Raw genomic sequence first — 12516 nt, 5'->3', positions numbered from 1 at the left:
CACGGGTTCACAGAAATTTAATTGTCTTGGAATCAAGCTGTCGCAGTCCCCAAAAAGCCTGTGTTACACTCTCCAACAGCATTTTTCGGGAGAGAAAAGCCCATGACCGTCGGGATTTGGGTACTGGGGGATCAACTGTGGGCTACCCAAGCCGCCCTCCAACAACGGGAAGACCAACGCTCAACAACGCCTGTTCTGTTGATCGAAGCGGCAGACTATGCCCGCCAACGACCCTACCATGGCCAAAAGTTGGTGCTGGTCTGGTCGGCCATGCGTCACTTTGCCCAGGAGCTAGAACAGGGCGGGTGGTCTGTCCATTATGCGATCGCCGCTGATTTTCAAAGTGCCCTAACCGACTGGATCACCGCTGCGGGGATCACGGAATTGTGGGTGATGCAGCCTAGCGATCGCCCCTTCGAGACTTTTATCCAGACCTTAGATCTCCCCTGTACCCTCAAGTTCATTCCTAATAATCACTTCCTGTGGTCGCGGGCAGAATTTCACAACTGGGCCAAGGATCGTAAACGCCTCGTCCTCGAAGACTTTTATCGGGCGGGTCGCAAACGATTTAAGATCCTGCTCGATGAAGCGCAGCAACCCCTTGGGGGTCAGTGGAACTTTGATAAAGACAACCGCAAACCTCCTAAAAAAGACCTCAATCCTCCCCAACCGCTAACCTTTGCGCCCGATGAGCTGACCCAAGCCGTGATCAACCGGATTAAAGATTTAGGTCTTGTCACCTACGGGCAGCTTGAACCTTTCCGTTGGGCCGTGACCCGCACCCAAGCCCTCCAGGTCTTTGAGCATTTCCTCGCTACGGGCTTAGAAAAATTTGGCACCTTCCAAGACGCGATGGTCACGGGGGAATATACCCTCTGGCATGGTCTGATTTCGCCCTATCTCAATCTGGGTCTGTTGCATCCCTGGGAATTGATCAAAAAAGCAGAGGCAATCCGGGAACAAAAGGCGATCGCCCTCAATAATCTCGAAGGTTTTATCCGGCAAATTTTGGGCTGGCGGGAATATCTCCATGGTCTCTACCATTACGTGGGCGCTGATTATGCCCAGAAAAACCATTTCAACCACCAACAGCCCCTGCCCGATTTTTATTGGGACAGCCGCAAAACCGATCTCAACTGCCTCAAACAAGTCTTACAACAAGTAGAACAAACGGGCTATGCCCACCATATCCAACGCTTGATGATCCTCAGCAATTTTGCCTTGATCTTGGGGGTCAATCCCCAGGCCCTAGAAGCTTGGTTCCACGCCGCGTTTATCGATGCCTACGATTGGGTGATGCAAACCAATGTCATCGGCATGGGGCAGTTTGCTGACGGGGGAATCCTTGCCAGTAAGCCCTACGCCGCCTCGGCCAACTACATCAATAAAATGAGTGATTACTGCCGCGACTGTCGCTACCACAAAGGCGATCGCCACGGAGAAAATGCCTGTCCTTTTAATACCCTCTACTGGCACTTCCTCGACCGTCACCAAGGTCAACTCCGCAGCCAAGGTCGGATGAATTTAATCCTCAAAAATTTAGAACGGCTCTCCCCAGATGAATTGCAGGCCATCCGCGCCCAGGGCCAAACTTGGCAAAACCGCCTAAAGCCCGCTCCACAAGGGGAATTACCATAGGCGATCGCCACCGATTGTTCGCCATAACCACTTCATCAAAATCATAAAAATCAGGGAACTTTTTTTGCCCATTGATATCTTTCTTTATATTTTTCTTAGAAAGAAAAGTACATCAATATTGCTTTTTTGAAAAATTAGTAAAAATCGAAAAAAACACGGGAAAATCGATCAAGGCGCGACTACAATACCCCATAATGACAACATCTTTTGTGTGAGGCGATAGAAAGTAGATATGGCAGTTGCACCTCGACCCTGGCAGGTTTCCCCCTCCCGTCCGCAAAAATCCAGACCCCTCAAAGTGGTAGAGTCCAAGGTTCGCAGCTTGCCAGCGCGGCCAGAACAGCCCTCTACAACCCCTTTGGTACAAACGCTCCGAATCAGTAAGCAGGTGACCCAATGGGTGGCGATCGCCGCCGTGACAACGGCCATGGGTTTATATGCCGGGAAAGCCTATTACCAAAAGGGCTGGAGTGAAGCGTTTAGTCACCTCCTCCAACTCCAAGATTACGAGGCAGATCTCATCGCCACCAGTGCCAGCCTCGGCGAATTTTTCCAGCACCAGGCAGAGCAACCGACCGCAGGACTTGTGGCGCCAACCCCAGCCCACAGCGTTTATGTCAAAACGCCTACCCAGGTCTCTCTCCCCGCCGCGCCCCAAGATACTCTCCCCCACGTCCGCGAACAATCTCCCATTGGCTATTAATCATTGGTTTCTTGGTAGAGTGTTGAGCAGATTTGCCCTTAGCAATCAGGGGTCAAACCGATGACCATGCCTTCCCCCCACTCCCACCAACAACGACGGCAACTGTATCGGCGCAAACAACAAGCCATCCGGTCTCGGCCGCCCGCACCGAAGCTGCTCCAACGGCGTTTATTCCTCGTCTGGGGCATTTTTGTGGTGGGGTTATTGGCTTTGGCTGTCCGGGTGTTCTACCTACAGATCATTGACTACGACAAGCTAGGGGCGATCGCCCAGTCCCAGCATCAGATTACCCTCCGCCCCTACATTCCCCGGCGGACTATCGTTGACCGCGAAGGCAATATTCTGGCCCTAGACCGCATTTCCCATACCCTCTACGCCCACCCCGTCGGTTTCCGACTTCCCCAGGAGCTAGTAGACAATCTCCCGGGGGCGATCGCCCCCACAGACCTCCCGAAGGCCGTTGCCCATTATCTCGCTCCTATTTTGGGGGATATTTCCCCCGCAGACCTAGAGACCACCTTGCGCCGCCAAAAAAGCGGGATCTTGTTGCGGGCCAGCCTCGACGCCACCAAGGTCAGCGCCATTCGCCAATTACGCATTGATGGCTTAGAACTGGTGGAACGATACGGTCGGTTCTATCCCCAGGGGGACGCAACCGCAGAAATTACCGGCTATGTCCAAAAAGACGACCACCTGGGCCGGGCTGGCATTGAACTTGCCCAGGAAAGCTTAATCCAACGGGAGCCCATTTCCCTGAGTCTCCGGCGCAATGGCAATGGGGCGATCCTGCCAGGGAACCTCCAGGCAGAGGCGATGAAATATGATGACTGGGAATTGGAACTGTCCCTCGATCTCCCCCTCCAAAAGGCCGCCCGCCAAGCCCTGCAAAAACAGATGGCTGCCTACAAAGCGAAACGGGGTGTTGTCATTGTCATGGATGCCCAGTCTGGGGAACTGCTGAGTCTGGTGACAGAACCCAACTACGATCCCAACAATTACGCCCAAGTTCAGCCTGAAAATTATGGTGTTTTTAAAAATTGGGCAGTCACAGATCTCTATGAACCGGGGTCTACCTTTAAACCGATCAATGTCGCCCTCGCCCTCGATGCCGGGGTGATTACCCCCAACACGTCAGTGAATGATCCGGGATCAATTCAGGTTGGCCCCCACCGGATGAAAAACTACAACGGTGCCGGAAACGGTGTGATTGATGTGGCAGGGATTTTGCGGGTTTCTAGTAACGTGGGGATGATTCGGTTGATGCAAAATCTGTCCCGGGATGATTATTATGACCGACTGCAAAGCTTGAGACTCACCGAGCCCACAGGCATTGATCTACCGGGGGAAGTGACAGGCACCCTCAAGAGTCGCGAAAAATTCACCGCTAGCCCCGTTGAAGCAGCCGTGAATTCCTTTGGCCAAGGGTTAACTGTGACGCCCATCAAGCTGGTGCAACTCCATGGGGCGATCGCCAATGGTGGCACCCTCGTCGAACCCCATCTGGTGCGGGGACTATTCAATAGCCAAGGAAAACTCCAAACCGTCACTCCCAAAGCAGAAATCCCCAATAGTGCCCAGCAGCTTGCGGCAACCACGGCAGCCTCGGAGAACCCACAAATTTTTTCCCCGGCGGTGGCGAGAACTGTACTCGATATGATGGAAACCGTTGTGGACGATGGCAGTGGCGAAAAATCAAAAATTGCCGGCTATCGGATTGGTGGGAAAACAGGCACGGCCCAAAAAGCACGCAACGGCCAATATATTCCGGGGGCTTACATCACAAGCTTCGTCAGTATCTTCCCCATCGATAATCCCCGCTATGTGGTCTTTGCCGCTGCCGATGAACCCACAGAGCCCAATTCCTTTGGGGGGACTGTCGCCGCTCCCGTCGTCCATGATGTGCTCCAGGCCCTAATTGTCCGCGAAAAAATCCCTCCCACTGGCCCCACGGTGGTACCAGAAGATTCCACAGAAACATCCCCCTAGAGAAAAACCAATTACAATTCCCGACACCGCGATAATTGCAGGAATTTCTGGAGAAATTCTGTGTATCCCGCAACCGCTGGTTCCTTGAAGGGATACACTAATAGAGCACACAGGTTAAACTAATATGCTGGCACGCTTTGACCCAGGCTGCTCACCTTTATCTGCATTTTGTATCGACGCTATGAGTCCCCGCAAACTAACCGACCATGACAAAGAAGAATTACTCGTTGCCTACCGTGAAACGGCAGAAACGACTTCTACTTTGGCGTCCCGCTATGGCGTGAGCAGCTCTACCATTAGTCGCTTTCTTAAGAGTCGTCTCAGTGCCAGTGAATATGAGGAATTGATCCAACGCAAACGCCTGGGTCGTGGCAACCGTGGGACAAAATCAACCCCCGAACCGGAGCCATCGACGGCTAAAACCGTGGAAAAACCAAAGCTAGTCAAACGGGTTGAAACAACTCCAGAATCTACCGATACAGCCGAGGACACGCCACCCAAAACGGAACGGCGGCGCACCAGACGTAAATCCCGTGACCCAGAGCCAGAGGCAATCCCAGAGCTGGACACCTCCGATGCAGTGACCGCATTGGCCCTAGAGGATTCTGAGCCTGAACCGGAAGCTGCAACCTTTGAGGAGATCGAAATTAATCCGGATTTACTCGCTCTAGCCCAGGAAATTCAGTTGGGCGATCGCCAACAGGCCCTCAAGGAATTATTGGGGGAAGACATCGGTGATGACGATGAATTTGATGATGAAGATGATGAGGAATTTGATGATGATGACGACGACGATGAAGAATTTGATGTGACCCCGGTCGCCCACTCAGAAACGGTGGAAATTTTGCCCCTCGAAGCGGCTCAGTTCCCCCGCAATTGTTATGTGGTGACGGATCGTTTGTCGGAGTTGATCGCCCGGCCAATGCAGGATTTTCAGGATTTAGGGGAAATTCCCGACGAAGAAATTAGCCAAAAAACCCTCCCCATTTTTGATAACCACCGTGTCGCCAAACGGTTTATCCGGGGGCGCACCCAAAAAATCATCAAAATTCCCAATGGCGACCTTTTCCTCAAAACGAGCGGTTGTCTCGCGGCGAAGGGCATTACCCGCCTACTGCTCGATGGCAAGGTTTATCAGCTCCGTTAGGATCAGCGATTACGTCTCAAGGCCGCAAATCCGTGGAAAATAAGCCCCGGATCGTAATTCAAAATAGGTAACTGTTGGGCCAGCCACGCCCCATCTCCTCCGGTGCTGAAGATCTGACCCTGGGGAAATTCGGCTTGCCAAGCGCGGATAAAATCTTTGACCCCAGCGAGGACTGTGTAGGTAATGCCACTGGCGATCGCCCCGGCGGGATCATTGGCCCAACGGGGGGGCAATTGCGTCGGTAAATGGACTTTGGGTAAGGCGGCAGTGTGCTGGGTGAGGCTTTGAAACTGGAGGTTTAAACCCGGTAGAATCGCACCACCGATCCATTGGCGATCGCCGTTGGCCGCTGAAAAGGTTAAGGCCGTCCCCCCATCAACCACTAAACAGGGAAAGCCATACCGTTGTCCGGCTCCTAAAACTGCTAGGGCGCGATCAATCCCCAATTGGGGATAGAGATTTTCGAGGGGAATATCGGCCAAGGTAATGGGCTTGGCGGTGGGAAAATGAGCCCGTATCCAAGTGCTTTGTTGGGGGACGACCGAGGCCAGATAGCGCAACTGTTTCACACCAGGGGGACAAGTGCCATGGGCCGTGTGGTGTACTGTTTGCAAGGTATCCCCCGTAAATGTCGCCCAATGGAGACGGGAGTTGCCAATCATTAAGGCCCACCATTGATCCATAACCCTGGCCTAACTCGGAAACTCCGTAGGCTGGACGGTTAACTGCCGCATTTTGCCCCGGCGCTTGAGATCAATGGGTAAATCAGCACCGATGCTACTCCGTTCTACGACATCCTGGACATCAAAGGCGGTCAGGACGGGTTGATCCCCCACCTGCTTGAGGATATCTCCCACCTGGATATTGGCGATCGCCGCCGGAGAATCTGGGGCAACCTCAATCACCAACACCCCTGTTTCCTGATTTAAATCAAGCGTCTGGGCCATGGCGGGCAGGGTTTCCCGCAATCGATTTTTCCCTTCTCCGTCCAATGCCAGCATCCGAATCCCCAGGTAAGGGTGGGTCGCTTTCCCCTCCGTAAAGAGTTGCTGGGCAATGCGTTGGGCGGTTTCGATGGGAATGGCAAATCCCAGACCTTGGCCATCGGCGCGAATCGCTGTATTTAAGCCAATCACTTCCCCCCGCACATTGAGGAGGGGGCCACCGGAATTACCAGGGTTAATGGCGGCATCGGTTTGGATAAAACGTACCCGTTTGTCCGGAATGCCGACCTGGGCACTGGGGCGGTCGAGGGCACTGATAATGCCGACGGTGACACTGTTGTCAAAACCGAGGGGATTACCAATGGCGATCGCCCATTCCCCTGGGGTCAGACCCGCCGCATTCCCTAATGTTGCGGTAGGTAACCCCGTGGCGTCGATTTTAATCACGGCAATATCCGTTAGCTCATCAACACCCATCACTTGCCCTTCAAAGACCTGGCCATCTTTGAGAGTCACCTTTACCTTAGAGCTATTTCCCACCACATGGGCATTGGTCACCAGTTGGCCATCACTACTGAGAATAAAACCGGAGCCCGTGCCCTGGGGTTGGCGATCGCCGTCAAAGGTGGGAAAGCCCTCTTCTAATTGAAAAAACTTCTTAAATAATGGTGTGGGTGATGCCGAGGCCTCCGTCTGATCTAGGGCATCAATGCGCACGACGGTCGGCCCAACGGTTTTGACCGCTTCAGCAATAAAATTTACCGAGTCTTGGTTGAGATCCAGCGCAGCCAGGGATTGCTCATATTGACGAAACTCACCATAGGCTTGCAAAGATGCATTTAGCTGTCTTTGGAACCAATAGGCATGGCCCAAAAACCCCAGGCTTCCCCCTAGGATAAGGAAAGTCGTGTAGAGGCTCCACTGACGAAAAGATTGATTTAGCATGGGTGTGAGGAGACTGGAGGCGCAAAGATAAACGCAAGCTTGCCTTAAAATTATGGCAAAAATCTTGCTTGATTCCCTACTTTAACCAGCCCAGAAAACCTCTTTTGTTAATTGCGGTCAATTTTTAAAAAACTTTTTAAAAAAATCGGTTGCCAACGGCCTGAATACTCCTGCCACCCCAAGGAATATCTAGATCAGAAAAAATCTCCCCAGTCACTTTCGCCAACAAAAAACCAGAGCTTGCTGACTCTGGCACAATATCAACCCCCGACAACTCGCCAAATTGTTACTGGCTGGTATGTTGGTAAACCTGGATTGAGGTACGACTCGAACTTTGAATGTGGGACTCCTTGGGGTGGCTCGGATCGATCTGAGCGCCAGTTTGGATAATTCGCAGTTGTTGCACCTGCACCTGGGCCGGTTGTCGGCTGAGATCCGCGAGCGTTGGGAGGTGGATATTTTTGGGTAAACAGACACGGATCTGGGGATTGAGTTCTTGGGTATGGAGACGCCATCCCTCTGGACAGGTCATTTCTGTGGGGGTGGCGATCGCCGCTGGGGCACCAGACAACAGCACCATCAACCCCAAAGACAGACCATCCAACAACTGTACGCCGATACCTTGTGTTGATTTCATGGTTTTGCTCCATTGCAAAGGAGAATAAATTGAGAGATTAGGGACTAACCTCCACGGGGTTGTAGTGGCGGCCCCCCAGAACCTATGCAGTTCGTTGACTGAGGAAGCCGGATTACTGCTTAACTTACCCTGGGCTGTCGGTGAAAATTTTGTCTTTTGTTGCAATCTAAAAGGCTTCTGGGAAAAGCTCACTATACTAATGGAGCAGATTTTAGGGCGGCGGAAAAATCCAGAAAAGTGCCCCCAATGCTGTTGTGATTGTTTGAAGTCAAGTATTACTGAGGGAGAAAGCTGTGATGTTCCAGGTTTTGCGTCGTTATCTGAGTGCCAGTGTGGGCCTTGGTTGTCTCATGGGACAAATGATCTGTGCACCAGCCCAAGCTAATCCAGTGGGAATTCAGTTCCAAGGGGATGCCAATGCCGTCTTTGTGGCCCAACAGCTCGGCTTTCCTCCTGTCCCCCCCAATACTGGGATTATTGGCCCTTTTTCCGATGATCAGGGTTTAATTTATCTGGATGCCCAAGGACGAATCAGTTATTTTTCGCCGAGTCAGGTGACGGTTTTTTTCGCCCAGGCCAACGCCAATAATGACCCAAAAATTCTTTATGCCCTGACCCCCACTGCCACCTACAGAATGCAAAATAATCAGGCGATCGCCGTTGACCCAAACACTATCGAAGCGGCGATTACCCCCTGGCCCTATTCGGGGGTGATGGTGAATGTTTTAATCGCCTACCTCCAGCAATACCAAGCCCAGCTAATGGCGAGTGGAGGCGTTACGGTTTCCGCCGAACAGCAATCCTATGTCAGTTCAATGCTCCACAACACCAGCATGAATATTTTGAATAATATTGGCAGTGAAGGTTGCACCGAACACTACGAAGATGTTTACTACCTCGGCTGCTGGTAAGGTGAGTACATCGCGTTCGGCCCCAAGCACAATCATTTGTTTGTCATTGGGTGCAGAGCGGCAAATATCGCTATCGTAAAAATCGCAACACATTTTTGGTAATGGGCTCCCAACTCCTCAGCCTCGTCCCAGCAGATGCCTATAAGCTTCTGGTGGTTTTATTTTTGTCGTTTCTCATTGGCCTTGAACGGGAGGAACACAAGTTAAATAAAGGCTATGCTTTCGGGGGCGTGCGCACCTATCCGCTCATTGGTCTGATTGGCTATAGTGTCGCTTTTTTGGCCCAAACCCAAATGCTGGCAGTGATCGGCGGTTTGGCGGTGATTGGTGGCTTTATGATGATTTCCTACTGGCACAAGGCGGAAACGTCACGGGTTGGTCTTACTTCGGAGATGGCGGGTTTGGCGACCTATATTCTGGGGGCGCTGGTCTACCATGGGCATTTTTGGGTGGCGTCTTCCTTGGCGATCGCCAGTTTGATTTTGTTGGAACTGAAGACGTTTCTCGAAGGATTGGCCGAGCGGTTTTCTGAGGAGGATATTTTCACCTTCACCAAATTTCTGCTGCTGACTATCGTTATTTTGCCCATTTTGCCCAATCAAGCCCTGACCACCTTTGATCTCAACCCCTTTAAAACTTGGCTGGTGGTGGTGGCCGTGAGTACCGTTTCTTACGGCAGCTTTCTGCTCCAAAGGCTCATTAAAGGTCAAGGTAGCATTCCGCTGGCGGCTCTTTTGGGGGGAGCCTATTCTTCGACGGTGACCACCGTCGCCCTGGCGAAACGTTCCAGCGTCGATCCTGCAAATTCCCAGCGGTATGTGGGGGGAATGGTGATGGCTTCGGGGATGATGTATTGGCGCTTAATTCTGCTGTTGGAATTGTTTAATGGAGCTTTGTCGGAACGGCTGATGGGTTCGTTTTTCCTGTTAGGGCTGGTGGGAGTTGTGGGGGGCTTGGCGATCGCCCTCCGGAAAAAAAATGGGACTGATCCCCAGGCGATCGCCGCGACCCATCCCCAGGGCAACCCCTTGGAACTAAAGGCGGCCTTTAGTTTTGCGCTGCTCTTTGTGGTGATCTCCCTCTTGACCCGGTACATTGTTGATTATTTAGGCGATCGCGGTGTGTATTCTTTTGCGGCGATTATGGGGATCACCGACGTAGATCCCTTTATTCTGAGCTTGACCCAATCGGCGGGCCAGTCCTTGTCTTTACCCCTAGCCAGTATTTCGATTTTGATTGCGACGGCGAGTAACAATGCGGTCAAAGGAATCTATGCCCGCTCCTTTGGCGATCGCCAAACGGGACAACAAAGTTTGTATTTTTTGCTGGGCTTTAGTGTGTTGGGGTTGCTGCCCATTTTGACCCAGCTATTTTGAAGTCATCTTCACCGCTTGGGAGGGGATAGAGGGATCGGTTTCTAGCCCTTGAGATGAATCAACTGGTCGGGAGCCACGGCCCCTTTTTCCGTAATGATCGCCGTGATCAGGTGGGCCGGGGTCACGTCAAAAGCCGGATTATAAAATTGCACCCCTTCCGGGCAGATGCGCGTATCACCAATTTGATAAACTTCCTTAGGATCCCGCTCCTCAATGGGAATTTGCTTACCATCGCTGAGGGAAAAATCCACCGTCGATAAAGGAGCCGCCACGAAAAAAGGGACATTATGGGCCTTCGCGACGATCGCCAAACTGTAGGTGCCAATTTTATTCGCGGCATCGCCATTGGCCGTAATCCGGTCGGCTCCCACCACTACCGCATCGATCCGACCCTGTTGCATACAGTGGGCCGCCATGTTGTCACAAATTTGCGTCACCGGAATCCCTTCCTGAACACATTCCCAGGTGGTGAGCTTGGAACCCTGGAGCCGGGGTCGAGTTTCGTCAGCATAGACCATCCCTAAACGATTTTCCCGCCAAGCTGAACGAATCACGCCCAAAGCTGTGCCATAACCCGCCGTGGCTAAACCACCCGCATTACAATGGGTGAGGATCGTTAATTTTTCGGGGGTTTCGGGAAGAACCGCCAACCCCTGATCACCGATCGCCTGGCAGGTGGCGAGGTCTTCATTGTGGATCGCCTTGGCGGTATCAAGAATTAAATTTTGCAACTCAGGAATATTACCAGTCGCATCTTGAACCGTTGCCATGACTCGATCAATGGCCCAAAAAAGATTGACTGCGGTGGGTCTGGTTTGCCGGAGGGTTGCGGCGATCGCCTCTAGTTTTTCCAGAAAAATGGTGCGGTCTGTGGTTTGGATCTCCTTTGCCCCCAGGTATAGACCATAGGCCGCCGAAACCCCGATGGCAGGTGCTCCCCGGACAATCATTGTGCGGATCGCCTCAGCCATAGCCTGGTAGGTTTTAATTTCGACGACTTTACAGGCGAGGGGGAGCAGGGTTTGATCCACGAGGAGGACGCAGTCTTCTTGCCAAACGATGGGGTTAATGGAGTTGCTCATTAAACTGGGAAAATTCTAACGGTGAAAAATCTTCCCTATTGTGGCCTGAGGGCGGACGAAAAAAAATACATTCGGTAAATTTCTCCGGCGATCGCCTTGCATCTCCGCTACCATGGCCATGTAAGGTAACTAAAACCCCCTAACGGCTTGGAGAAGCGGGAAAATGAGTGAATTCGCTGATTTTATGAGCATCATGCACGATGACCTTGGCGAACATTATCAACGCATCATGATGACCTATAAGGGGAATATCACCCCCGATACGGCGTTTCAGGCGGCGGCACTCCTCACGGCAGCCCAGAGTAACGCGACTTATACGAGTCAGCTCCAGGGGGAAATTGAGTCCCTCCGCAAAACCTTGATCGCCATCGAAAAATCCCGCCGGGATTCCCAAAGTTAAATCCAGTTAATTCCCCGGACGACAGTGACTATTCACTAAGGCGATCGCCGTGATCGAAGCCGTCACGGCCCGCAGGATCGAATTTCCCAAGGAGACGACTGGAATACCTTTGGCGATCGCCTGTTGGATTTCCGTCTCTGTCCAGCCCCCCTCCGGCCCGATCAGCACCGTAATTTCTGGCGGGAGCGTTTTGGGTAACGCATCCAGGAGATGCAATGACTTTTCCCGTGCGCCACAGAGATAGGTTTGCTCTGGGGAAAGGGTTTCTAAAAGATTGAAAAAAGGTTGGGGTGCGGCAATTTCTGGCACAATCGCCCGTTCCGATTGTTCTGCGGCTTCGGTGGCAATTTTACGCCAGCGTTTTAACTTATTCTCACTCGGTTTTAAAATTGTCCGCTCAGAAATCACCGGATAAATATGGGTCACGCCTAATTCTGTACAGCAACGCACCACCTCATCAAAGCCATTTTTCGGCAGGGCGGCCACTAATTTCACCGGGATCGGACATTCTGTTTGGAGGTGCTGGGATTCGATTAATTGAATTTCCTCAGTCTCTGTCAATTCACCAAGCCAAGCTTGGCCTAAACCATTTAACACAACCAGGCGATCGCCTGCGCGCAACCGTAGCACACTTAGCAGATAATGCCGTTGTTCTGTCGTTAAATTAACCCTAGAAAGATCAGTAAATTGCGCCTCAGAAACCACCAAACGCTGCATTAAATTAACCGTCTCCGCCCTATTTTTTCG

General features: G+C 52.0%; 12 protein-coding genes. 7 read left to right on the top strand and 5 right to left on the bottom strand.

From position 1 onward, the window contains the following. Positions 1-102: 102 nt before the first annotated feature. From AACT35_RS03855 to AACT35_RS03840, 4 genes are all read left to right on the top strand, one after another. A complete protein-coding gene (locus AACT35_RS03855) occupies positions 103-1638 on the top strand; it encodes a cryptochrome/photolyase family protein (RefSeq protein WP_099238967.1) in 1536 nt (511 codons plus the stop codon). A gap of 232 nt (positions 1639-1870) precedes the next feature. After that, the gene (locus AACT35_RS03850) at positions 1871-2341 is read left to right on the top strand and encodes a hypothetical protein (protein ID WP_012307895.1); all 471 of its coding nucleotides are present in this window, start codon (positions 1871-1873) and stop codon (positions 2339-2341) included. 60 nt (positions 2342-2401) lie between these two features. Then, the gene (locus AACT35_RS03845; RefSeq protein ID WP_062435531.1) at positions 2402-4327 is read left to right on the top strand and encodes a peptidoglycan D,D-transpeptidase FtsI family protein; all 1926 of its coding nucleotides are present in this window, start codon (positions 2402-2404) and stop codon (positions 4325-4327) included. A 181-nt stretch (positions 4328-4508) separates the two neighbouring features. Then, the gene (locus AACT35_RS03840) at positions 4509-5474 is read left to right on the top strand and encodes a hypothetical protein (RefSeq protein ID WP_158227956.1); all 966 of its coding nucleotides are present in this window, start codon (positions 4509-4511) and stop codon (positions 5472-5474) included. Positions 5475-5476: 2 nt separating this feature from the next. Here AACT35_RS03840 and AACT35_RS03835 read toward each other — a convergent pair whose 3' ends face one another. The 3 genes from AACT35_RS03835 to AACT35_RS03825 form a co-directional block, all read right to left on the bottom strand. After that, positions 5477-6157, bottom strand: coding sequence for a pantothenate kinase (locus AACT35_RS03835; protein ID WP_099238965.1), 681 nt, complete (start codon positions 6155-6157; stop codon positions 5477-5479). A gap of 9 nt (positions 6158-6166) precedes the next feature. Then, positions 6167-7363, bottom strand: coding sequence for an HhoA/HhoB/HtrA family serine endopeptidase (locus tag AACT35_RS03830; protein WP_062435535.1), 1197 nt, complete (start codon positions 7361-7363; stop codon positions 6167-6169). A 286-nt stretch (positions 7364-7649) separates the two neighbouring features. Then, positions 7650-8000 (bottom strand): hypothetical protein, encoded by a 351-nt coding sequence (locus AACT35_RS03825; protein ID WP_030007365.1) that lies wholly within the window; start codon positions 7998-8000, stop codon positions 7650-7652. A gap of 296 nt (positions 8001-8296) precedes the next feature. Between AACT35_RS03825 and AACT35_RS03820 the strand changes: the two genes are divergently transcribed. Beyond that, positions 8297-8911 carry a hypothetical protein gene (locus AACT35_RS03820; RefSeq protein WP_099238964.1) on the top strand — a complete coding sequence of 205 codons (615 nt, stop codon included), beginning with the start codon at positions 8297-8299 and terminating at the stop codon, positions 8909-8911. A 101-nt stretch (positions 8912-9012) separates the two neighbouring features. Then, complete coding sequence (locus tag AACT35_RS03815; protein WP_030007367.1) at positions 9013-10287, top strand: MgtC/SapB family protein; 1275 nt, start codon at positions 9013-9015, stop codon at positions 10285-10287. 41 nt (positions 10288-10328) lie between these two features. Here AACT35_RS03815 and mtnA read toward each other — a convergent pair whose 3' ends face one another. After that, positions 10329-11369, bottom strand: coding sequence for an S-methyl-5-thioribose-1-phosphate isomerase (gene mtnA, locus AACT35_RS03810; RefSeq protein ID WP_099238963.1), 1041 nt, complete (start codon positions 11367-11369; stop codon positions 10329-10331). 163 nt (positions 11370-11532) lie between these two features. On the opposite strand from mtnA, the gene AACT35_RS03805 reads away from it, so the two are divergent. Then, the gene (locus tag AACT35_RS03805) at positions 11533-11769 is read left to right on the top strand and encodes a hypothetical protein (protein ID WP_012307905.1); all 237 of its coding nucleotides are present in this window, start codon (positions 11533-11535) and stop codon (positions 11767-11769) included. 6 nt (positions 11770-11775) lie between these two features. Here the strand turns inward: AACT35_RS03805 and AACT35_RS03800 are convergent, their stop codons facing one another. Next, on the bottom strand, positions 11776-12486 hold the full coding sequence (locus tag AACT35_RS03800; protein WP_099238962.1) for a 16S rRNA (uracil(1498)-N(3))-methyltransferase: 711 nt from the start codon (positions 12484-12486) through the stop codon (positions 11776-11778). Positions 12487-12516 lie beyond the last annotated feature (30 nt).

The organism is Synechococcus sp. BDU 130192 (assembly GCF_963876085.1).
GTDB lineage: Bacteria > Cyanobacteriota > Cyanobacteriia > Cyanobacteriales > MRBY01 > MRBY01.
Note: the sequence above shows the minus strand (reverse complement) of the source record. Positions and strands in the feature narration are given on the sequence as shown.